The organism is Pseudoalteromonas sp. GB56, assembly GCF_054923835.1.
Genome location: NZ_JBPCHK010000001.1, coordinates 2671400 through 2694902 on the forward strand (window position 1 = coordinate 2671400; position 23503 = coordinate 2694902).

At 46.1% G+C, this 23503-nt stretch carries 13 protein-coding genes, 2 pseudogenes and 1 riboswitch; of the genes and pseudogenes, 7 read left to right on the top strand and 8 right to left on the bottom strand.

Annotation, left to right across the window (positions count from 1 at the left end; genetic code table 11):
- Positions 1-242 precede the first annotated feature (242 nt).
- Entirely contained in the window at positions 243-1643 is a 1401-nt protein-coding gene (gene dbpA, locus ACH19P_RS12490; protein WP_462158856.1) for an ATP-dependent RNA helicase DbpA, read from the top strand.
- Positions 1644-1696: 53 nt separating this feature from the next.
- Here dbpA and ACH19P_RS12495 read toward each other — a convergent pair whose 3' ends face one another.
- Positions 1697-3385, bottom strand: coding sequence for an alkaline phosphatase (locus ACH19P_RS12495; protein ID WP_462158857.1), 1689 nt, complete (start codon positions 3383-3385; stop codon positions 1697-1699).
- A gap of 422 nt (positions 3386-3807) precedes the next feature.
- On the opposite strand from ACH19P_RS12495, the gene ACH19P_RS12500 reads away from it, so the two are divergent.
- Both ACH19P_RS12500 and ACH19P_RS12505 read left to right on the top strand, forming a co-directional pair.
- A complete protein-coding gene (locus ACH19P_RS12500) occupies positions 3808-4719 on the top strand; it encodes a pirin family protein (protein ID WP_462158858.1) in 912 nt (303 codons plus the stop codon).
- A 217-nt stretch (positions 4720-4936) separates the two neighbouring features.
- A complete protein-coding gene (locus ACH19P_RS12505; RefSeq protein WP_462159349.1) occupies positions 4937-6340 on the top strand; it encodes an alanine/glycine:cation symporter family protein in 1404 nt (467 codons plus the stop codon).
- An 82-nt stretch (positions 6341-6422) separates the two neighbouring features.
- On the opposite strand, the gene ACH19P_RS12510 is transcribed toward ACH19P_RS12505, so the two are convergent.
- The 3 genes from ACH19P_RS12510 to ACH19P_RS12520 all read right to left on the bottom strand — a co-directional run bounded on the left by ACH19P_RS12510 (position 6423) and on the right by ACH19P_RS12520 (position 9116).
- Positions 6423-7604, bottom strand: coding sequence for a S8 family peptidase (locus ACH19P_RS12510; protein WP_462158859.1), 1182 nt, complete (start codon positions 7602-7604; stop codon positions 6423-6425).
- 11 nt (positions 7605-7615) lie between these two features.
- Positions 7616-8167: a hypothetical protein gene (locus ACH19P_RS12515; protein WP_462158860.1), complete on the bottom strand. Its 552-nt coding sequence runs from the start codon at positions 8165-8167 to the stop codon at positions 7616-7618.
- Between the two features lie 331 nt (positions 8168-8498).
- A complete protein-coding gene (locus ACH19P_RS12520) occupies positions 8499-9116 on the bottom strand; it encodes a response regulator (RefSeq protein WP_462158861.1) in 618 nt (205 codons plus the stop codon).
- A gap of 264 nt (positions 9117-9380) precedes the next feature.
- A riboswitch (cyclic di-GMP riboswitch) is annotated at positions 9381-9466 on the top strand.
- 69 nt (positions 9467-9535) lie between these two features.
- Here ACH19P_RS12520 and ACH19P_RS12525 point away from each other — a divergent pair.
- Positions 9536-11635: a M12 family metallo-peptidase gene (locus tag ACH19P_RS12525; RefSeq protein WP_462158862.1), complete on the top strand. Its 2100-nt coding sequence runs from the start codon at positions 9536-9538 to the stop codon at positions 11633-11635.
- Positions 11636-11820: 185 nt separating this feature from the next.
- Here ACH19P_RS12525 and ACH19P_RS12530 read toward each other — a convergent pair whose 3' ends face one another.
- Positions 11821-12660 carry a LysR family transcriptional regulator gene (locus ACH19P_RS12530; RefSeq protein ID WP_462158864.1) on the bottom strand — a complete coding sequence of 280 codons (840 nt, stop codon included), beginning with the start codon at positions 12658-12660 and terminating at the stop codon, positions 11821-11823.
- A 132-nt stretch (positions 12661-12792) separates the two neighbouring features.
- On the opposite strand from ACH19P_RS12530, the pseudogene ACH19P_RS12535 reads away from it, so the two are divergent.
- From ACH19P_RS12535 to ACH19P_RS12545, 3 genes and pseudogenes are all read left to right on the top strand, one after another.
- Positions 12793-13499 (top strand): annotated as a pseudogene (locus ACH19P_RS12535) (FMN-dependent NADH-azoreductase).
- A 483-nt stretch (positions 13500-13982) separates the two neighbouring features.
- Positions 13983-16658 (top strand): TonB-dependent receptor, encoded by a 2676-nt coding sequence (locus ACH19P_RS12540; RefSeq protein ID WP_462158865.1) that lies wholly within the window; start codon positions 13983-13985, stop codon positions 16656-16658.
- Positions 16659-16751: 93 nt separating this feature from the next.
- Positions 16752-17459, top strand: coding sequence for a UTRA domain-containing protein (locus ACH19P_RS12545; protein WP_462158866.1), 708 nt, complete (start codon positions 16752-16754; stop codon positions 17457-17459).
- A gap of 315 nt (positions 17460-17774) precedes the next feature.
- Here ACH19P_RS12545 and ACH19P_RS12550 read toward each other — a convergent pair whose 3' ends face one another.
- The 3 genes and pseudogenes from ACH19P_RS12550 to ACH19P_RS12560 all read right to left on the bottom strand — a co-directional run.
- Entirely contained in the window at positions 17775-19598 is a 1824-nt protein-coding gene (locus tag ACH19P_RS12550; protein WP_462158867.1) for a 2Fe-2S iron-sulfur cluster-binding protein, read from the bottom strand.
- Positions 19598-20314 (bottom strand): PepSY domain-containing protein, encoded by a 717-nt coding sequence (locus ACH19P_RS12555; RefSeq protein WP_462159350.1) that lies wholly within the window; start codon positions 20312-20314, stop codon positions 19598-19600. Before ACH19P_RS12555 ends, ACH19P_RS12550 begins: the two co-directional genes overlap by 1 nt.
- A gap of 60 nt (positions 20315-20374) precedes the next feature.
- Positions 20375-23492 (bottom strand): annotated as a pseudogene (locus tag ACH19P_RS12560) (efflux RND transporter permease subunit); the annotation flags it as partial.
- Between the last annotated feature and the right edge of the window lie 11 nt (positions 23493-23503).

Below are 23503 nucleotides of genomic sequence, written 5' to 3' on the forward strand. Positions count from 1 at the left end.
AAGCGAACAATGGCTATATAAATTGAGGAGCTTTGTCCCTTCACATTGAGTCACTGCTGTTTTGCCACCATAAGTGACACAGGAACACCCAAGCCGGGGAGTTCAGCTTGGTAAAGTCAAAAACTTTGCAATTAAATGAGGATCCACAAAAATATTGATTCGCGAAAATTCCGTTATATAAGGCTCCACAGCCTGAGCAAGTGCCCTATAAGCATGGTATAATCGCTTTTTCGATTTATAAGATGATTGCTACTGTGACTCTACCTGCCTTTTCAACAACGTCCCTTTCACCGTCATTACTCGATAACCTCGAGTCTTTGGGTTATCACACAATGACTGAAATCCAAGCGCAGACTTTACCGCTCATTTTGGCGGGCAAAGATGTGATTGGTCAGGGCAAAACGGGGTCAGGTAAGACAGCTGCATTTGCATTAGGCCTGTTACACAACCTCAATGTAAAGCGCTTCCGCGTGCAAGCTTTGGTGGTGTGCCCTACACGTGAATTGGCAGACCAGGTAGCGGTAGAAATACGTAACCTCGCACGTGCCATTCACAACATTAAAGTGCTCACCCTGTGTGGGGGTGCGCCTATGGGGCCGCAAATCGGCTCGCTTGAACATGGTGCGCACATCGTTGTCGGTACGCCTGGTCGCATAGAAGAGCATTTACGTAAAGGGCGCTTGTCGTTGGACGAAGTAAATACCTTCGTGCTTGATGAAGCGGATCGCATGCTGGAGATGGGCTTTGAAGAGCCATTGCAATACATCATTGATCACTGCCCAACAACGAGGCAAAACTTGCTGTTCAGTGCTACTTACCCGCCAAAAATTGAGCAACTTGCTGAGCACGTGATGCAAGCACCACATAAGGTAACGGTGGAATCGAAGCACGACAGCAGCTCAATAGAACAATACTTTTATGAAGTAGACGATAATGACATGCGCCTAAATGGCACACAAAAGTTGTTACTGCACTTCAGACCAAACTCCGCGGTGATTTTCTGTAACACCAAAGCACAATGCCAAGAAGTGTGTGACGCCTTAGCTCAATGCGGATTCGATGCAGCATCTTTGCATGGCGATTTAGAACAAAAAGACCGTGACCGTACCCTTGTTCGCTTTGCTAACCAAAGCTTGAGTGTACTGGTAGCGACGGATGTCGCAGCGCGCGGTATTGACGTTGACCATGTTGATATGGTGATTAACTATCATATTGCCCATGACCCTGAAGTGCATGTACACCGCATTGGCCGCACGGGCCGTGCAGGTAAAAAAGGCGTAGCGTGCTCATTGATGAGCTACAAAGAGTCGCACAAGGTCAATAGCCTTGAGGATTACTTAGACATCACGGTGGAGCCGACCGACTTACCGAACGACAACGTATTCGCGAATCCTATTAGTCGCGCGCCTATGGTCACCATTCAAATCGACGGGGGCAAAAAGTCTAAGCTTCGCCCTGGTGATATCTTAGGTGCGCTAACCGCCAACAATGCGTTGAAGGGTGACCAAATTGGTAAAATCAAAGTCACGGCTATCAGCTCCTATGTCGCAGTTGAACGCAAGCTGGCAAACACTGCACTGAAAACCATCAGTGAAGGCAAGATGAAAGGCCGAAACTTCCGCGCCCGCAAACTTACCCGCTAATCAAAAAAAGGCGTAGCCTAGAGCTACGCCTTTACATTCCACTACTTACGAAATTATTGCTGAGCGAACATCGCCTCACTCATGTATTGACCAATCTGCGTATGGTGCAACATAGTTGAGAAACGCTTAGTCACGCCTGCAGGGCCGAAAGTATACACAGGCACAGGTGTCGCCGTGTGCGTACCGTTACCCCAAGTTACACTCTGCTCAGAACTAATTGCGCGCGCAATCAATGCCCCTTGGTCTTCATAGGCATACACATAAAAATCACTGAAATCATTGATTGCAGGCACTTGCGTGGCACTTAAATACGAGTGATCTGCATGGTAGTTTTCATTTGGTTTTACCGCTGCTATGGCTTGTGAATCCGCATAATCAATTTGGAAGTCTGGGTGAACCACTGCATTGACGGCTTCTAACCATTGTTCAGGTGTTGACTCGCTGAAATCCCAATCACCATTTACTTGGTCATAAATACCGTAGAAGGATGTTTTTTGCGCGTAGATTTTATCCAGTGTTGATAGTGAACCAAAATTATAGTTTGGTTTGTAGTTTTCACCTTTCATACCATCACCCGGTAACGTTGTTGCCTCTGGAATGTTATGTGCTGAATAACTAAAGCCAAAACCACCCGTTTCATGGTCAGCGGTGATTACCACCAGCGTATCCTCACGGTCGCTTACCCATTCGTATACCGCATCAACCGCTTCATCAAATTTCAGCATCTCGTGTAATAACCAACCTGTGTCATTAACGTGTGCGGCCCAGTCAATTTGACCACCTTCAATCATTAAGAAGAAGCCATCTTCATCCTGTGACAAGATATCCAGTGCTTTGAGTGTCATCTCACGTAATGAAGGTTCATGGTTACATTGTGTGCTGTCTTGCTTACAGGCACTGTATTCAATACCGTCGTTCATTGCTGAGTCGTCAAACAAGCCCAGTAACTTTAGATTTTCTGCGCTGGCTAACTGCTCTTTATCAAATGCGAGGGTATAACCTGCATCACGCGCTTCTTGTAGCAAATTGCGGTCGTCTTTACGCTTTGATTTCTTAATAACACTAGTGTTACCACCTAGAGCAGCTGCTAGCTCGTCTTTTCTGTCTGCTGTGTCTTGTGGTAACCAATGACGGGCACCACCGCCTAGCATCACGTCGACTTGGTTGGTGAGTAAGTCTTCAGCGATTTCATTTTCAAATGAACGATGTGGTTGGTGCGCTGCAAAGGCTGCTGGTGTTGCGTGAGTAATACGTGTATCAGTCACCAACCCTGTCGCTTTACCCGCTGCTTTCGCTTTTTCAAGAATGGTTTCAACCACGTTTCCTTGTACATCCAAACCAATGACTTCAGAGGCTGCAGCAACACCGGTTGCTAGCTGCGTTGCAGAACACGCTGAGTCAACCACCAAACTGCCCGTTGCGCCACCCGGTGCATTTAATGACAAACCAATTTGTCCCGCGTCTGCAAACTTTTGCATCGCTGTTGTGGTACTCGGTAGCACACTGTTTGGTGCACGACGAGCATATTCTTCAAGCAAGCCAATTTGCTGTGGACCCATGCCGTCGCCAATCATGAGAATTACGTTTTTAACTGTTGTTACTTCCTCTTTTTCAACAGGCACCTCAACTATCTTTTCCACCTCAACAATTTTTTCTACTTCCACGGTTTTTGTATCCGAGTCACAACCCATGAGTAGAGCACTGGTAATTGCAGCTGATAGCAGAGTTTTGTTTATTTTCATTTTTATTCTCCTTGTTTTAAAAACGTAAGTTCATCGTGTTAAAGGCCAAGGATCATGGAGATGAAATGTTAAAAATAAATGAACGTTTTATAAAAGTTTAAATTTTTCATACATTTATATACCCAAAAAAGGCACGGGAATTAAGCAGTGAAAAATAATATCGCGATAATTTATACACCTTTATCGAGAACAACCCTGTTCCTGTATCGTTATTGAGTAAGCGAAATTAACGCGGAGATCGGCGCTGTCGGCGACTCAATAATTCTGGTTTTTCATTGTCTTGAATCATGAGCTAGGGTTAATACATATCTGCAAACCCATTTGTACCCAATTAAGGTTTGTGTTAAAGGTAGATACGGCGCCAGCGCCTAGCTAAATAACAACAATAATGAAGCCAAAAAACTGGCAGTGAGGAGCACACGATGAGTAACATCCAAAATGAAGCACTGGAAGAGTGTGAATGCAGTGAACCCTGTGACACCATCAAAATGGTGTTACAGCCCAGAGACAAAGATCTCGGAGGTTTTTCGGTACGTCGCTCCTTACCAACGCACCAAGCTAAGATGATTGGCCCATGGATCTTTTTTGATCATATGGGGCCTGCGCATTTTGAACCTGGTGATGGTATCAATGTACGTCCGCATCCACACATAGGCATTGCTACCGTCACGTATCTATTCGAAGGGGAAATTTTGCATCGAGATTCGCTTGGCAGTGTGCAAGCCATTCGCCCAGGTGACATCAATCTTATGGTGGCGGGCAAAGGGATTGTTCATTCCGAGCGCGAAAATGAAAAGCGCAAAGCCTTTGCAAGAACGCTCAATGCCTTGCAACTTTGGATAGCCTTGCCCACTGAACACGAAGAAATTTCACCTGCTTTTTATCATTATCCGGGAGATGAAATACCCACAGCTGAAATTAACGGCGTGTCAGTACGTGTGATGATGGGTGATGCTTATGACTTGCACTCACCGGTAATGACCTTTTCAAAAACCCTGTATGCAGAAGCGCAATTGCAACCAGGGCAAACGTTAGAGTTACCCAACGCGCAAGAGCTAGGTGTCTATGTGGTTGAAGGGTCTTTGCAGGCTAAAGCTACTGAATTACCCACGCACTCCATGGCCATACTCGACAACCCAAAAGGGGTGGTAGTTGAAGCAAAAGAGCCAACGCGTATCGCTATTATTGGTGGTAACGCGCTAGGTAAGCGTTATATAGATTGGAACTTTGTATCAAGCGACAAAGAACGTATTGAACTGGCAAAATTAGACTGGAAAAAGGGTCATTTCCCCAAAGTACCGGGTGATAATGAGTTTATCCCACTTCCTGAATAGATAAATTCGCAGGGCGCTCAATTCGCGCGTCACTGCGCCTAGTTCACAGCAAATAACGCTGTCAAAACAGCAAGATGAGTTTTATGCACTAGACATGTCCCCTACAACACTGACATTATCAAATTAAACATAACAAGAAATATACAGGGATCACTCGGTGCAACACTCGCTTTTAGATTCACTCACCCAATGGTTTGCGCTGCTTGTAGATTTCAAGCTGTACGAAGCCATCGTTATCCCTATAAATTCGTTGTTCTGGAACTACTATTTCCTTCTCACCTTATTGAGCGCATGCGGCGTGTGGTTTACGTGGAAACTCAAGTTCGTTCAACTGCGTTACTTCACCCATATGTTTGCAGTAATGCGCGGTAGCACCCATGGCAACAAATCAGGTATTAGCTCATTCGGTGCACTGTGTACCAGCTTGTCGGCGCGAGTAGGCACGGGGAACCTCGCGGGCGTGGCTATCGCCATCACTATGGGTGGCCCAGGCGCTGTATTTTGGATGTGGGTGATTGCCTTTGTAGGTATGGCTATTGGATTTGCTGAAAGCGCCCTAGGGCAGCTCTACAAGGTGCGAGATGATAAGGGGGAGTTCCGTGGTGGCCCCGCCTACTACATTCAACAGGGTTTAAATAAACGCTGGCTGGCTGTTGCCTTTTCCATGGCGCTATTCTTTGGTTATGGCTTCATATTTAACTCGGTGCAAGCCAACTCTATTACCGATGCGCTCAATCATGCCTATGGTTTTGAGCCGCTCTACGTGGGTATTGTCATTTGTATTCTCGCTGCGCTCATCGTGGTTGGTGGGCTGCGCAGCATTGCTCGCTTCTCACAGATGATTGTGCCATTTATGGCCGTTGGCTATGTACTGGTGGCAGTAGGGATTACGCTTTGGAATATCGAACTGGTACCAACCATGATATATCACATTATTAGCTCCGCCTTTGGTTTTGACCAAGTCGCAGGGGGCACCTTCGCAGCGGCTATTCAACACGGGATTAACCGTGGCTTATATTCTAATGAAGCTGGCGCCGGTAGCGTACCCCATGCAGCGGCAAGTGCAGCACCGGTACCCAACCACCCTGCTACGCAAGGCTTTGTGCAAATGCTCGGGGTGTTCGTAGACACTATGATTCTGTGTACCTGCACCGCTATCATCGTGCTGCTAGCAGGCGGTGAGCAAACCGGAGAAATGGAAGGCATACGCCTCACACAAGATGCGATGACCTTCCACCTAGGCGCAGGTGGGGAAGATTTTGTCGCGGCTGCAATCGCGCTGTTTTCATTTACCTCGGTTGTGGCTAACTATGCCTACGGTGAGTCCAACCTACACATGTTTAAACTCGATAATAAAATCGGCAGAACGATATACACCGCAGGTTACTTAAGTGTAATCATTTGGGGTTCGGCAGCCGCACTGCCAAAGGTGTGGGCCATGGCGGATATGGCACTTGGACTGATGACGGTGATTAACGTGATTGCCATTATTTTGATGACGCCGACTGTGGTTAACATTACCAAGGATTACATCGACCAACGTAAAGCGAATAAAGTGCCTGAGTACAAAACAGGTAATTGTGAGATTCAAGGCCAATCTGAAAGAGGGGTGTGGGATTGACATTGTGATGTTTCTAGAACCTGTTAGCTATTGAAACTGATTGTTCAATATCACAGGAACTAGAAACATGACCTAATGTTGGTTATTTAACGCCTTTTCCATCACAACCATGATTCATTAAGTGATCATAAGCCGCTTTAGCTTGTACAAGGCCGTTACCATATTTGTAATCGTAACCAGAGTCACCTAAATCCATTGCTGATGCGCTTAATGCATTGCGTATCTCATAGTTGTTACACTGCGGGAAATTACTCCACACTAATGCCGCAACACCAGAAACATGCGGTGTGGCCATTGATGTACCCGACATAATAGCGTACAAATTTCCAGGGTATGTTGAAATAACATCAACGCCAGGCGCTGCTATTTCAACTTGCGATGTTCTTTGTGAGAAATCAGCGTGGTTCATCTGCTCATCAACGGCAGCAACAGACACAACGGAGTCGTACGAAGCTGGGTAGCTATGTGTGGCGTTACCATCATTACCCGCAGCGGCAATTGCTAGCACGCCTGCACGTTCCAAACGAGCAAATGCTCTTTGTTCCACTTTTGTAGAAAACGCACCACCTAGGCTCATGCTAACCACTTTCGCACCCGCATCTGCACAATCACTTACTGCGCCGGCTAAATCTGACGCGTAAACGAACCCACCGCCGTCATTGAAAACACGAACAATGTGTAGATCTGCCATACCAGACCCTAGTACGCCGGTGAGGCCGTCGTTACCATCGATACCCGCGATAGTTCCAGCAACATGCGTACCATGACCATGGCCATCCATATACCAAGGACCCGCCCCCTCATCATCCCCTGTTACACTCGATGAGGGTAAATCCATGTGCCCTAAATCATAGCCCGTATCGACAATACACACTTTGATCCCACCCTGATAACTTAGCTCCCCTGCTTGCACCATATCTATGCCATATGGCACATAGTCTTGAAAATTTGCCGGTGTGGCCGCTTCAGGGCCCAGATTACGAATCGGATCCAGCTCCAGTGACTTTATCGCTTTATTACCTTTCACCGAATTGTAAACATCCAAATTGATAACAGCAGCAATTGCATTGTCATTATCCAACTCCTGCATGACCTGACCACCTGCAGCTTCTATCGCAGAAATGAGATCGTTCTTGTTCCCTTTGTGATATTCAAAAATAATACGCGTACTTTTACTTTCTAATTTAGTTGCATCATCCACCAGCTCTGCTTGTGCTGAAAAAGCAGTGGCAACCATTATGGGTAATAGACTTTTCTTAAACATCTGCTTTCTCCTTATTCAGCGTCAGATTTATCTGAGCAAGTATGTTGTTGAATATTTCCATTAACGGTACCGACATTGGAATAACCATCAAATGGGCCATCGATTAAGTTAAAAGCGGTGATGGCACCATGAAAATTCCCCTTGCCTTCACCGGTATCGAAAAAGCACACAAACCCCGTACCATCTCCGGGTGCCGCTGGGTTTTTGGATGAATAGCTAAATTGCGCTTCGTACTGATCTTCACAGTTACACTCCTGTACACCTGAATCGATGCCCTCATCAGTTAATGTACAAAAGCCAAAGTTATCGACTTCAGCATTGAGGCTTACCCCCCCGATGGACTCAAAATCAATTGCACTGTGATCGATATAATTTACACGGCCCTTTACTTCTTCGCCCCCGCAGTTTTGGGCATTAAAGGTAAATACAGCATTTTTATCGCCACCAGCAGAGGCCATCGAACCGCCGCCAGTAAACTTGTGTTCTCCGACAAAAGTACATCCTGTTGACAGCATTCCAGCCACGAGTGCGGCAGTGATTAGTTTGAGCTTTGATTGGACCATTACGTCCTCCCGTTATAATTGTGTTCAACTTACTTAACGACTTTTTCATTGAATGACGCGTTGCAGTTTCGTCGAAGTCATCCATTTTGGAGTTCAAACAGTTGTTAGCGCTACCCGCAGATAGCAATACACCTTCAGCTGTTGTGAAGTTTTAGTGTAAAAGGTTAAAACTAAGTAAAATATTGAGCGGATTAACTAAAATGGATAAGCATTTGACCTAGAGCACTTAGCAAATGACCTAGGACAAATGATGTATTAACCAGACGTGTGGACTCTGCGAACACAGCGGGATCAAATCGTAGATGCCATTTCGTTGCTACCATAGAAATGATTAATTGAGTGACGAGTTGATACTTTTTTTATATTCAATCGCGGCTTGAGTTCTGTTGGTTACATTGAGGTGTCTGTAGATTGCGCTTGCGTGCACGCGAATTGTCTTCTCAGACACATTCAACTGCCTTGCGATAGCCTTATTACTGTACCCTTCAGAAATAAAGTGCAGCACTTTATTTTGACTGGGTGTTAAATGAGTCAAAAACTTAGGTGTTTCAGGCACTATACTCGAAGCAGCACTGCTCTTATCGACACTTATGTATTTCGAGACAACAGATAGAAAGACGGTGTCTAATTCAGCCTTGGAAATGAATTCTGTTGCTCCTGCTTCCAGACATTGTGTACAGCTCTCAAAGTCATCATTGCCGCTTATAACGACCAAAGGAATATGAGGGTAATGTTCTCGAAGATACTCGATTCCTTGAAGCCCAACACAACCGGGCATCACCAAGTCCGTAATAATGAGATCAATACTGTCGGTAAACTGTTCCATCAGCCTAAATAGTTGGTGATAACAATATGCTGATTCAATCTGAGTGTGTTGTCTCAGTGACTTTATTTTGTGGGTCACAGCATACACAATAAGAGGATGATCGTCCGCTACTACAATTCTCATATTTCGCCCTCCTGGCTTTGGATATCTTTGAATGGTTGGACTTTAAATAAACATAGTCACAACCTAAAAAAGGTACAAGTTGAACACTATTCCATTAGCCGCTTCTTGCGTAACTCGTACTATATTGTGCACGGGCACATTACTTATTGATTAATGAACAAATTAGCACTTAATCATCAATCCAGCTTTCCCAACGTTCCTATTTTATTTAAATTCTATTGGAATTTAGTATTTCTCTTGCTACCCTACCTTGTAACAATTTTATAACACATTTGGCAAACCATTCGAAAGGGTGGGACGCAAAGTCACCGGTCTAAGGGGCACAGCCCTATGATAGCGGGATTGCTAGTACAGTAACGTCGATTCGTGCTGTCTATCTTTGCGTTCCAAATGGCCAATATTGTATTTGGAGCAACACCATGAAATTTCCCTCTGCTTTTAAAGTCAGTGCTGTGGTTACCGCGCTAAGCCTCGCTATGGGTGGCCATGCCATAGCCAACGCTGGTAACACCAATCAGGTGCAATTACCGTATCAAGCACTTGATCATTTACCCGATAATCGATTAAAAACAAGCCTGAATAAGCTCCCTTCACATGTACAAAACAAGGTGCTGAGCAAGCTCAGTACGTTGGGGATCCCCGTCATTGATACTCAATACTTAGAGGCTGACGCGTCAGGTGAGCTGTTTTACATTGAAGAGGGATTAACGACTTCTTCTGCTGAGCTTACAGCTACAACAACGGATTCTGCCCTGCCTAGCGTTGATGTGTTTAAACTACACAGCAAACCCAATGCAGCGAACACAGTGTATTTGGACTTTGATGGTGGCATCGTCAGTGGTAAAGCATGGGGCGGTGGTAAAACCTATGACACACTTCCCTATGATCTTGACGGCGATCCAAGCACATTTAATGATACGGAACGTAGCCGAATCCATTTAATTTGGGCACGTATGGCTGATGACTTCGCAGCGTTCGACATCAATGTAACCACCGAGGCGCCAGCGAGCTTTGGGCCCAAAGTCGGTTGGGTGTTATTTACTAAAGACAGTGATGCCACTGATGTTGCTTTGCCATCACAAGGAGCCGGCGGTGTGGCCTACGTAAATGTGTGGGGGGGAAGTAACTACACCAATTATCAACCTGCGTTCGTATATTACAACCGCCTCGCTGGGGGCGCGGCAACAACCATGTCTGAAGCGGGTTCACATGAACTCGGGCACAACCTTGGCCTTAGTCATGATGGCACCTCTACCACTTCTTACTATGGCGGTTTAGGCGAAACCAACGATCTAAATAGTTGGGCGCCAATCATGGGTAACTCGTACAGTAAAAATATTACTCAATGGAGTAAGGGCGAATACCCTGACGCCAACCAGTTTCAAGATGACATTGTCATCATGACGACCAAATTAGGTGCGTCAATTGACTTAGAGGGCGATGAGCAATCACCAACGACACTAGTTGTGGACCAAGCGGGTCAATTTTCTGCAACGAATCGCGAAGCCGACCCAGGCAACGTTGAAGCAGCTAACAAGGGTACTATCGAGCAAGGTGACAGCGATTGGTTCCAATTTAGCGCAGGCACTGGCGCCGCTCAGTTCACAGCAACGCCAGCATGGGATGCGTTTACACGCACCAATCGCCGCGGTTCAAATTTAGATGTTGGCTTACGACTGTACGACGCACAAGGCAATTTGTTGGCAACGGCAGAGCCACAAACAGACACCAACGCCAATATACAAATTGATCTGGCGGCAGGCATTCACTTACTTGAAGTGTATGGCACAGCAGGCCCTTATGTGAGTGATTACGCAAGCCAAGGTCATTACTACCTAAACGGCTTTGTGCCGCCAGCAGCACCTGACACCACAGCACCTGATCCTAACCCGATGAGCTTTGCGGCAGCGCCAGCTGCAATTAGTGATAGTGCAGTCACAATGCAAGCAACCACTGCCATTGATGATAACGGCGGAACTGTAAGCTACTTGTTTAATTGCAACCAAAGCGGCAATGATTGCTCAACGGGCGTATGGCAAAACAGTACGTCATTCACAGCTACGGGCTTGGCACCGAATACTCAGTATTGTTTTAGCGTGCAGGCGAAAGATTTAGCGAACAACGTCACCTTAGCGTCAGCAACTTTGTGTGCAACCACATCGGAGAAATTACTGCCTCCAAACGCACCAATATCGCTAAGCACAACGAACGGCCAAGATGGCACCGCATCCTTGAGTTGGGCTGACAACAGTGACAACGAAGACGGCTTTGATATTCAACGTGAAAAACAACACAAGAACGGCCAATGGCGTGCAACCACTACAGTTGCACAAACAGCAGCAGACACCACCAGCTATGTTGACGCCAGCGACGCCGGTACGTTCCGCTACCGCGTTCGCGCAACCAACGGCGCAGGCGCTTCGAATTGGAGCAACTGGAGTTCGGTGACGGTGACCACCTCTGGAAGTGGCGGAGGCGGCGATGACAAACCGTGCCGCGGTAAAAAATGTGTAAAGTAGGGATAGCAGTAAAAACAGCGCAAGGACGCGTTCCAACAACACAATGTGTTAGCTATTTTTAATCAATTGATTCCCCTGAAATTGAGCCCAAAGCAGCCTAATGGCTGCTTTTTTTGTGCGTGTTGTTGGCATAAAGCACTCATCTATCAATACACTAATGCTCATAACGCAAGCTTATATCACTGTCACTGCAGCATATTCGCGAGCCACGAAATAAAAACTTTGTGCGCACGATTGGTGTTCTTAGCGCGATCACTCAGGTAATAACAAAACTCTGAATTTACCTCCTTGCCCACCGCCACCAGCATACCTGCTTCAATATATCGCTGGACCAATGTGCCAGAGCAAAACACCAACTTATTACTAAACAATGCTTCTTGAATACCGAAAAGCTCTTGATCAAACCTCTGTATTTTCACCGTTTTATCACTGTAGCCATTTAAAGCGAGCCAGTCCGACAATGGTGGACTCGGTAAATGTTTATTCTTCCAAGTAGTAGATACGAAATTTAACTCCCCTGAGGGAGGCCACGAAACAGCCGGGTTTGCATAAACGTTGAAACGCTCCCTTTTTATTATCTCGTCCGAGGCAACATGACCACTTTGACCAAAACGGATCGGCAGTACAAAAGCGTGCTTATCAATAGCTTCGCCAGTTGATATTTCAACCGATATCTGGGGATGTTGTTGATAGAAGTCTTGCAGTGCAGGGATCAGCACCAAGGCCGCGAAAGAGGAAGTTGTAGTCACGCGGATGTGATTGCCAGACGCATGTATCTCTTGAACAGCACGCTCTATTCGATTGAACCCTTCGCTGGTAGCTTGGGCTAGATATTTACCCACTTCCGTTAGCTCTATTTGTCGTGGTTTGCGAATAAACAAATCCACGCTCAAACGACTTTCAAGATTACTAATGTGGTGTGAAATGGCTGTCGGCGTTAACGACAATTCCTCAGCCGCCAATTTAAAGCTTCCTCGACGAGCAGAAGCGTCAAAGGCCTTTAGCGCCTGCAAAGATACATTCATATAAGCCTGCTTAAGAACAACTATTGATACACATAGATGATTTTAACTCATTCATAGCTGTTTTCTACTCGTTTGTTAACCTCACTGTTAGCTATTAAATTGGGCCTTACCAACTCAGATAGGATTAAAAACATGACGTCTATACTTCACATTGACTCAAGCGTACGCGCCGCATCAAACGACAACCCCGACTACAACTCTATCTCTAAAAACATTGCTATCGAGTTTATAAAATCATGGCAAGAGCAACATGAAATTGACCATTATGTGCACCGAGATGTAGGCATAAATCCGCCCGCCTTTATCACCCAAGACTGGATCGGGGCAGTATTTACGCCCCAAGAGAAGCGCACTGCATATCAGCATCAACTGTTAGCGCAATCAGACGAGCTAATAGAGGAAGTGCGCCAAGCCAACCTTATTATTATTTCAACGCCCATGTACAACTACGGTATGCCGGCGCAATTAAAAGCCTGGTTCGATCAAGTCGTGCGTATCAACAAAACATTCGACTTCGACCTCAATCGCGGCGACTTTCCCTTGCAGCCGCTCATGTCTGGGAAAATTTTAGTCATCGTAACGTCAAGTGGAGAATTTGGCTTTGAAAAAGGAGGCATTCGCGAAAGCTACAGTCATCTTTCCCCCATTTGAGAACGCTAAGCCGCTATTTAGGTGTGGATGTGATCTATGAAATAAATTCAGAATATCAGGAATTTGCCGATGAGCGCCATGCTGAATCGTTGCGAAAAGCAAAGCGAAGAGCGAAAGCACTCGCTAAGCAACTTTCGCTGCAAGCACAGACACGCAGAGTATCATTGCCGACGCCACAAACAAGCTAAGATCAGTGTCATCGAAGCGTCTTTGTAGCAATAAGGACAACAGGAGCATAACCAAAGTTGGCAAAGCGCTTGCCAAGGTTAAATAACTCTTCTTGATACAGTTAACCTTCCCCACTACGCGCGTCAAGTAAAATTGAATACTTAGCTGATAACCACGGTGCAACAGCAGTTCGTTGACTATCGCCTTCAGTGGCGCCATACCAGAGCCTGCGTCAATGACGACGGCTTGGCATGGCTTGGTGCCGCGATTTTGCCGACCTTATGCGGCGCGCCCTTCCCACCTTACCCAAAACTCACGGGCATTGGCAGTTCCCTACAAGGGTGTTAAAAACCAGTAAACAACTTGTTGTATATACCGCACAACTCATGTATAAAAAAGGAGCGGTATATACAGCAAGGAATGACTTTGTATTGTTTTACACGCCCATAAAAACAGGATTCAGAAGCAAAAATACAAACAATATCAAAAAGATAGGAGTTCAAATGAAACTATCACCTATAGCTAGCGTGTTGTGCATGACTTTTCTTGCATCCGGTGCAGCCAGCGCACAAGATGATAATTTAGATCAAGTAAACGAAGCAGACATCGAAAAAATTCAAATAACAGGTAGTCGTATAAAACGCACCGACATGGAAGCGGCAAGCCCTGTAAGTGTAATTACATCAGATCAAATTCTCGCCACGGGTATTTCCAACGTCGAAAATCTATTACAAGAAATGTCTTTCTCTGCTGGCGTTGCAGGTAACCAAACGAACGCGTATTGGACCAGTGGTGGCTATGGCACGGCACAAGTAAACTTACGCGGTATGGGTATAAAACGGACGCTGGTATTGCTTAATGGCCGACGCATCGTGTCGGGAGGTACAGGCGCGAACAGTTCCGTTGATTTAAATATGATCCCAACATCCATCATTAGTCGAATTGAGGTGCTAAAAGATGGCGCGTCCGCAGTATACGGCGCTGATGCGGTTGCTGGTGTTGTCAACATCATCACAAAATCGGATTTTGATGGCGCTGAACTCGATGTAAAGGCAGGCATGGCAGATGACGGTGATGGCGAGAGTCAAGATGTAAGCTTTAGCTTAGGCGGTGACTTCGAAAAAGGTAACTTCTTTGTCAATGCTACCTATAGCAACAGTGAAGCGGTACGCCAATCTGATCGCATCGATTGTCCAGTGTACGGTGATGAGAATGGCAACCTCATATGTTTTGGTAGTGGCACAACCGAAGGGGGCCGTGCCTTGTTACCAGACGGCACCTCAGTGCAGTTTAACCAAAATCCAGATACCGCAACTTACGGTGATGATTTTGGGCCATACAACAGTGAAGAGCATGGCTTTGACTGGTTACCGTATTTGAATGCAGTGAGCCCACTAGAGCGTATTAGTATCGCCAATTTTGCCAACTATCGCGTGAGTGACGACACCAAGTTATTCTATGAGGCCATGTATACAAAACGCCGAGCGCAACAAATCGTTACGCCGCGTAATGGCTTTGGCGGGATCGCCGTCGATGCTGATTTCCGATACAACCCAACGGGACAAGACGTAGAATTTCAACGTCGCCGTAACACAGAATTAGGCGCGCCTTTCTTCTTCCAAGAAACGGATACTATCAGGATTGTATTGGGTTTAGACGGTGAATTTAGCAACGGTTGGTATTGGGATGTCGCGTTCAACTACGGCCGCAATACAGGTAGGGATGGTTGGACCTTTGATATTGATCCAGCAAAAGCACAGCAAACATTGGATGACAGTATTTGTACCTACGACAACAGCAATGGTATTCCATGTGGTGACTGGTTCGGTGTAAATGAACTAAACCAAGATGTTATTGACTATGTGAAGTACCGCCGTGAAGGAACCGGGGGCAATGAAATGCGTACATGGACCGCGAACGTCTCTGGTGACTTATTCTCGTTACCCCATGGACAGTTAGCGGTGGCCATTGGTGCTGAAAAGCGTTGGGAAAGTGGTTGGCGAGACCCTGATTCGACCGTTCTCGCTAACGGACTTGAAGATAGAATTGCAGGTAATTTCAGCGTTACCGAAGCCTATTTCGAGCTATCAGCGCCATTACTCGCCGACATGACATTTGCACAAAAAGTCGATGCCGAATTTGCGATGCGCTATTCGGATTACGACACCCTTGATCCAGAAACAACCTACAAATTGGGTATCACTTGGAAAGTGGATGATAGCCTGATGCTAAGAACAGTAAAATCAACGGCATTCCGCGCACCTGTGATCACCGAACAATTTGGGGGCACTAATGGTGAGAACCTTAGAACAATCGATCCTTGCGAAAATGCGCAAGGAACAGTCGCGCAAAATTGCTTAGCAGACAACGTACCAGCAGATTTTGTTCAAGATGGTACAACCGTACTCACAAACGTAGGCGGTAACCCGAACATTGGCCCAGAGGAAGCAAATACCCTTACTGCAGGGGTTGTTTGGCAACCACAGTTTGTTGAAAACTTGTCCATGACGTTGGACTATTTTGATATCGAAGTGGAAGGTGCAATAACCTCGGTAAACGGCTCTGATATGCTTAAGCTGTGCTACGAAGACCCTGTCGGAAACGCAGATTTTTGTGGTACATTTACGCGACATCCATTAACTCGACAAGTCACAGAAATTAATCAGCGTCCTGTCAACGCGGCGACAGAAAATGTCGCGGGTGTTGATTTTAACATGGAATATTTATTCGATCTTTCTGGACTAAACGCCAAAACAACTTTAGATATAACCCGCTTATTGAAACACGAAAGTACTCCTTTCGCTGGGCAACCGACGATAGATAAAGTAGGCTATATCACTGAAGATCAAGGTAGTTATACCGAATGGCGTGGTAACTTTAACTTTATGTTGATGGCCGATGACTGGTCTGCAGGATTGTCGCTGCGATATATCGGTGCTGCTGACGACGTCAATGGTGGTGACTTTGACCCAGCTGGACGTTCAGTGGATTCACTGTTCTACACAGACATACAGGGCTCATATCGAATCAACGACGCCATTCAGCTATCAGCAGGTATCGACAACATTTTCGATAAAAAGGCACCGTACTTAACATCGTGGAATGACGCCAACACCGATGTCATGACATACAATCTTATAGGACGCCGTGGTTTTATGAGGCTTAACTACAAGTTTTAAGTTGCCCTGCTCATACAACCCTAGGCACTATCAATTGGTAGTGCCTACTTTTTACATAACACGTACAAACTATACAAAGGGATAAATTTGTAAATGACGCAAGTTCCAAAATATAAAGAAATCAGCAATTTTATTATTTCAAATATTAATAATGGAACTTGGCCCGCAAATCATAAACTCCCATCTGAGAATGACCTTGCGGAACTACTAAACAGTAGCCGCATGACTGTGAGAAAATCTTTAGAACAGCTTGTTTCTGACGGCATACTCTTTCGCAGGCCCAGTGTCGGCACCTTTGTTTCTGAGCAAAAAGTACAGAGCTCTTTTTTAGAAATTCGCAATATCGCCGATGAAATACATGAGCGCGGTCACCGTCACTCGAGTACCGTACTTAGCAAAGTACTCATGCGTCCAACCGAAAAGCTTTTAGACTTATTGAAGTTAGACAGCTATGTCGATGTCGTAAGGGTCGTGATATTACACCTAGAAGATAGCAAACCCTTCCAACTGGAAGAGCGCTATGTCAATGCTCAGCTGGTACCAGAGTTCTTTAATCAAGACTTCACTCAAGTCACATGTAATGAATACCTCAATAGCCAATTACCAGTAACCAGTGCCGAAATTTCCATTGAAGCTGTGATGCCGCAACGGATTTTGAGGCATCAGTTAGGCTTAAGCGATGAAGTGCCCTGCCTCAAGCTAACGCGAGTGACGACATCAGGAAACAACACTGTCAGCTATGCCAACCTTTACCATTCAGGTAGTGCATTTAAGCTTACAGGTAAGCTTAAATCAGTGTAAGCGGGTAAATTGGACTCAACTTACTGCTGCATCCCGCCAAAGCATTGTTCTGATCAAGCGTTGCTCACTTCATTAATGATGTTTGGGGTAACTTGATACGTTTTCGCCATTACATGAATAGCAAAACCGAACAGACGTAACCGATATACCCTTCACAGTTAAACACCTTATGTTGAAGCGGCACTCACCAAAATAACGCCAACTACCGCTTCTACACATGCATTCAATTACGCATCACATATCTTAAAGCCAAGATGGTGACGCATATTTTTCACGCCTCCACCTTGGCTCGCTGTTGTTGTCTTAAGCTGGGTGCTAACTAAAGCTATCGAAATGAATGTGCTCGCGATTCACTCCCATGGCCACGAGCGCGACAATAGTTTCATCCATCATCGCTTGCGGCCCGCACATATAATAATGAGCTTCCAACAAATACTCACGACTGACGTTGTTAAACATTACCTGCTGCGCATACCCAGTTGCCCCGAGCCAATCAGAGTCAGCTTGCGAGAGCACAGGAGTATAACCAAAGTTGGCAAAGCGCTGGCTAAGGTTAAAGAACTCTTCTTGGTACAGTAAATCTTCCTCAGTACGCGCACCAAAGTAAAATTGAATACATTGCTTATAGCCACGGTGCAACAACAGTTCGTTAATAATCGCTTTCAGTGGAGCCATACCTGAGCCAGCGCCAATGACAATGATTGGTGCTGTACTCGATGGCTCAACAAAAAACTCTTCGAATGGCCCTAGCGCATCAACCTTGTCACCCACTTTTAGGTTACATAAATAACTTGAACCGTACCCTGCTGGGATTCCAGGTTGTGGTGAGCGATGATATTTAATGGCAAAAGACAATTCGTTATCCAACTCACTCACCGAGCTTAAAGAGTAATTACGTGAACAAGCTTTACCATTAAATAATTCGTTATCTACGTTTTCCCACGTACCTTTATAATCGTCCGGAAGATCGTCTGGCCTTGCTTTAACAGTACCTGCAGGAATGAAGAAGCGCATAAATGCCCCAGCTTTGTAATGCATATCTGGCCCCGCAGCCTTAAAACGAAGCTCTTTAATCTCTGGGGTCACAAATTCACTACTTACAAGCGTCAATACTGTCTTTTGAGCGTCGGTGACATCAAACAGAGTCATGTCTTCAACATCGTTGGAAAAATGCTGACAGGCTAATCTAAACCCCTGATTTAGCTGCGACTCTGAGAAATGCTGTTGATCCGCTGAGGTTGCTTGTGGTGCTGGATTTATCAGCACCTTGCAGCGGCCACAGGTACCGCCACCGCCGCAAGTTGATGGCAAAGCAATGCGCTTTTCACCAAGGCCATCGAGCAAATTAGTTGCCGTTGACAATTCAACCTGACCTAACAACTGCTGCTGATGGTCAAATATTTTAATGGTGCTTCTTTTCGATAAAAACGCAACCTTATATTGCCCTCGCTTAATGAGATCTAACGTCCAAATCAATCCGGTTAATGACAGCCAAAGTGTCACAAAAGCAAAAAGAATGATTTGAATATTGTTAAAGCTCCCCTCGTTGCCATAATCCATAAAGTGCAACATAAAAAAGATATCGGCAAAACGCTTATGAGCGTCACTGTGTCCGACTACGCGCCCAGTAAAGTCTTCAATGTAAACGCTGGTATCAATGTCATCACTGAAGTTTACGCGCCATGTCGCATTTTTCTGCTTGGGAAAGTCCTCCAGAGGTGGTTGCAACAAGGTCACCTCGCGGATGCTACCTGGTCCATTGTAGGATTGTTTAGCAAGACGGATAGCAAACGCCTCATCAATACGCGCTTCAGTGCCCTTGTAGGCATCAAAAAGGCTATACTCATTTTCAAAGTAAGCATACAGACCTTGTTTGTGCGTCAACAGATAGTATGGATGCCCAAGCAATTCAATTTGCTTGAGCGAAACAACAGCATCAGCGCGAGCGAGTACCTCTTGAGGCTCAACCAACGCCGATGTATTTATCTGTGCCACTTGATGATCATGGGCACGATAGGTGTGCCCGCCCACTTTGTGATGGTCCATCAAATTGAAGTAGATACCACTTAGTAGCCACAGCATAAACTGGATACCGACAACAATTGACGCCCATTTGTGTATCTTTCTAACCCACAGCATTAGATACCACCTCTTTGCATATTATTGTTTTTATCTAGCTCTTGAGCGAGCGAGTGTTCTGGCTCATCCTTTTTAAAAACTCTGAAATAAGCCAAAACCATTCCTGCAAGGGCCGAAAAGATACCGAATAAAGTAAACCAAAACAGCAACTTATTATCTATCTCACTGTCCTCGTAATCCATCACATGAAACCTGAACATCCAGTCAAACAGACGCCACCACTCATGACGCTTCGCTAATACCTCGCCCGAACGAGCTGAAATATACAAAGAAGGACTGCCCAAATTATCAAAGTTCACTCGCCATGCAGGTAACGCATTATGCACTCGGCGACTTAGCTCGAAAGGTGGATTAGAGTCGATATATTCAACACTTTCGACGGCACCATCACCAGTATATTCATGGCGAGCAACTCGAATAGCTTCCTCTTTACGGAGCGGCGAAAGTAGCTCCCCTGAATTGGCATCAACCATGTAATGCACATCTTCTTGCTCGAAGCGATAAACCGGTTTATCAATATGCATACCTACAGTGAACTTTTCTAATTGCGAATATTTTGCTCTAAGCGAACTCATCGGGTAGTTCAACTGCTGCACTGGCACTTTGGTTTGGTGGTTTTTCACTAGGGTATCGCCATGGATATAGTCGATATCAAAAAACACCATGTAGGCCCCCGTGACCGACCAAATCACAAACTGAGAACCCACAAACAACATGAGCCATTTGTGATATTTGCGACTCGTTTTTAGTGCGCTAAAAGGCGGTGTGTTGTCAGCTTCGATGCTGCGGGCGCGCCAAATGAAATACACCGCAGGCAGCACTAAGAGTGTCAATAACACCGCGCTGAGCATACCACCCACCATAGGTGCGGCAATGCGACTCATGACCTCAGAGCCCGTGCCCGAGCCATAAAGAATCGGCATCAAACCGATAATAATCGTTGCCACCGTCATCATAACAGGGCGAATACGCATTCCCGCCCCTTCCATAATGGCCTGTGTAAGCGCAGCTCTGTCAAAGGCAATACCCTGTTCCTTACAACGATTAAGCGCTTCTTTGGTAAGACTGGTTTAAGTACACCAGCATAATCACGCCGATTTCTACCGCGACCCCAGCGAGGGCAATAAAGCCTACCCCCACAGCAACGGAGAAATTAAAGCCTTCAAGATACATTAACCATAAGCCACCAATCATCGCCATCGGTAAGGTGGTGATGATGATTGCCACTTCAACCAACGAACGGAAGTTGAGGTAAAGCAAGATCACGATAATAGCGAGGGTCAGCGGCAGCACGTAAGTCAGCTTTTCTTTCGCGCGTTCCATGTATTCATACTGGCCAGCCCAGTTGATTGAATAGCCAGCTGGCAAGTCTAAGTTCGCTGCCAAATACGCCTTTGCATTTTCAACGTAGGTGCCCACATCAACATCCGCAATATCAATGAAGGTCCAGCCGTTAATGCGGGCATTTTCACTTTTGATCCCCGGCGGGCCAATTTCAATACGAATATCGGCCACATCACCTAGGGCAATACGCTGACCATTTGGCGTCACCACTGGCAAACGCGACAGTTGCTCTGGTGAGTCACGGTAATCTTGTGGATAGCGCAGGTTAACTGGGTAACGTTCTTGCCCCTCAATAGTTTGCGTCACATTCATGCCGCCAATCGCCGTGGACACAACCTGTTGTACATCCTCGATATTCAAGCCAAAGCGGCTAGCCTTTTCGCGAGAAATATCCACTTTAATGTAACGACCACCCGCTACGCGCTCTGAGTACACAGAAGCAGTGCCTTGTACGTTAGGTAGCAACTGCTCGATTTGCTCACCAATATCTTGAATGACATCCAATTTTGGACCAGCAACCTTGATGCCCACAGGCGTTTTTATGCCCGTTGCGAGCATGTCGATACGGGTCTTAATAGGCATCACCCACGCATTTGTCAGACCTGGGAATTTAACCAACTTATCAAACTCAGCTTTCAAGCTTTCAGTTGTCACTCCTTCGCGCCATTGATCGCGAGGTTTAAGCTGAATAAAGGTTTCAATCATGGTGAGTGGTGCAGGATCGGTCGCCGTTTCCGCTCGACCCACTTTACCGAACACGGTTTCCACCTCTGGCACAGTGCGAATGAGCTTATCGGTTTGCTGCAATAACTCTCGGGCTTTACCAATAGATATGCCCGGATAGGTTGTTGGCATGTACATCAGGTCCCCTTCATCGAGAGGTGGGATGAATTCACTGCCAATTTTATCGACCGGATAGAAGCCAACCACAGTCAAAACAATCGCTAACACCACGGTGATCTTCGGGAATTTCATCACCACATTCAGCGCTGGCTTATAAATGGCAATCAACAAGCGATTGAGGGGGTTTTTCTTCTCTGAAATGACCTTACCGCGAATAAAGTAACCCATCAGCACAGGCACGAGAGTGATTGCCAAGCCCGCAGACGCTGCCATGGCATATGTTTTGGTGTAAGCCAACGGTGCGAACATGCGCCCTTCTTGCGCTTCAAGAATAAACACAGGCAAGAAAGAAACCGTGATAATCAACAAACTGAAGAACAACGCCGGCCCCACTTCGGATGCGGCTTTGGCAACAATTTCCCAGCGGTTGTCATCGGTGAGCGGGGTTTTCTCCATGTGCTTATGCATGTTTTCTATCATGACGATGGCACCGTCTGTCATCGCGCCAATGGCGATAGCAATACCGCCTAGCGACATGATATTGGCGTTGATCCCCTGCATGTGCATGATAATAAACGACACCAAAATACCCAGAGGCAGTGTTACCACCGCAACAATGGAAGAACGCAGGTGGAATAAGAATGCCACACACACTAACGCGACTATGAAGAGCTCTTCTGCAAGTTTGCTCCACAAGTTATCGACCGCACTTTCTATCAGTTTTGAGCGGTCATACACAGTGACGATTTCAACGCCTTCAGGCAGCGATGATTCCAACGACTTAAGCTTTTCTTTGACGCCATTAATGGTTTGCTGAGCGTTTTCACCAAAGCGCATTACCACAACGCCGCCAACCACTTCGCCCTCACCGTTTAATTCCGCGATACCTCGGCGCATTTGTGGCCCTAAGCTCACGTTGGCAACGTCACCAATTCGCAGCGGCGTGCCCTGCTCGTTCAACCCCAACGGGATCTTCTCGATATCTTTGACCGAAGTGATGTAACCGGTTGCGGTCACCATGTATTCCGCTTCGGCCATCTCTACAACCGAGGCACCGGTTTCTTTGTTGCCACGCTGCAGAGCAACTTGAATTTGGGCCAGTGGTACGTTGTAAGCACGCAATTTATCGGGATCAACTTGCACCTGATACTGTTTGACCATGCCCCCTACTGCCGCCACTTCGGATACACCAGGAACGGTTTGCAGCTCGTACTTCAAGAACCAATCTTGGATACTGCGCAATTGGCTTAAGTCATGGTTGCCGGTTTTATCCTCAAGTGCGTAAATGTACACCCAACCCACACCTGTAGCATCAGGACCAAGCTGAGGTTTAGCGGTGTCTGGCAAGCTTGAAGCGACCTGACTTAAATATTCAAGCACCCGCGAGCGTGCCCAATACAAATCGGTGTCATCATCAAAGATGATGTACACATACGAGTCGCCGAAGAATGAAAAGCCACGCACTGTTTGTGCACCCGGTACTGATAACATCGCCGTCGTCAGTGGGAAAGTCACTTGGTCTTGGACCACCTGCGGTGCCTGCCCGGGGTAACTCGTTTTAATGATGACTTGTACATCAGACAAATCAGGAATTGCATCAACAGGGGTATTTTTCAATGAATACAGACCACCGAAGGCAATGATTAAGGTGATCAGTAAAACAAAAAAGCGATTGCCTACGGACCAGCGAATTATTGATTCAATCATGTTTATTCCCT

Coding starts and splice junctions, on each gene's coding strand:
- dbpA (WP_462158856.1), top strand. CDS start 243: ATGATTGCTACTGTGACTCTACCTGCCTTTTCAACAACGTCCCTTTCA.
- ACH19P_RS12495 (WP_462158857.1), bottom strand. CDS start 3,385: ATGAAAATAAACAAAACTCTGCTATCAGCTGCAATTACCAGTGCTCTA.
- ACH19P_RS12500 (WP_462158858.1), top strand. CDS start 3,808: ATGAGTAACATCCAAAATGAAGCACTGGAAGAGTGTGAATGCAGTGAA.
- ACH19P_RS12510 (WP_462158859.1), bottom strand. CDS start 7,604: ATGTTTAAGAAAAGTCTATTACCCATAATGGTTGCCACTGCTTTTTCA.
- ACH19P_RS12515 (WP_462158860.1), bottom strand. CDS start 8,167: ATGGTCCAATCAAAGCTCAAACTAATCACTGCCGCACTCGTGGCTGGA.
- ACH19P_RS12520 (WP_462158861.1), bottom strand. CDS start 9,116: ATGAGAATTGTAGTAGCGGACGATCATCCTCTTATTGTGTATGCTGTG.
- ACH19P_RS12525 (WP_462158862.1), top strand. CDS start 9,536: ATGAAATTTCCCTCTGCTTTTAAAGTCAGTGCTGTGGTTACCGCGCTA.
- ACH19P_RS12530 (WP_462158864.1), bottom strand. CDS start 12,660: ATGAATGTATCTTTGCAGGCGCTAAAGGCCTTTGACGCTTCTGCTCGT.
- ACH19P_RS12540 (WP_462158865.1), top strand. CDS start 13,983: ATGAAACTATCACCTATAGCTAGCGTGTTGTGCATGACTTTTCTTGCA.
- ACH19P_RS12545 (WP_462158866.1), top strand. CDS start 16,752: ATGACGCAAGTTCCAAAATATAAAGAAATCAGCAATTTTATTATTTCA.
- ACH19P_RS12550 (WP_462158867.1), bottom strand. CDS start 19,598: ATGCTGTGGGTTAGAAAGATACACAAATGGGCGTCAATTGTTGTCGGT.
- ACH19P_RS12555 (WP_462159350.1), bottom strand. CDS start 20,314: ATGTTGTTTGTGGGTTCTCAGTTTGTGATTTGGTCGGTCACGGGGGCC.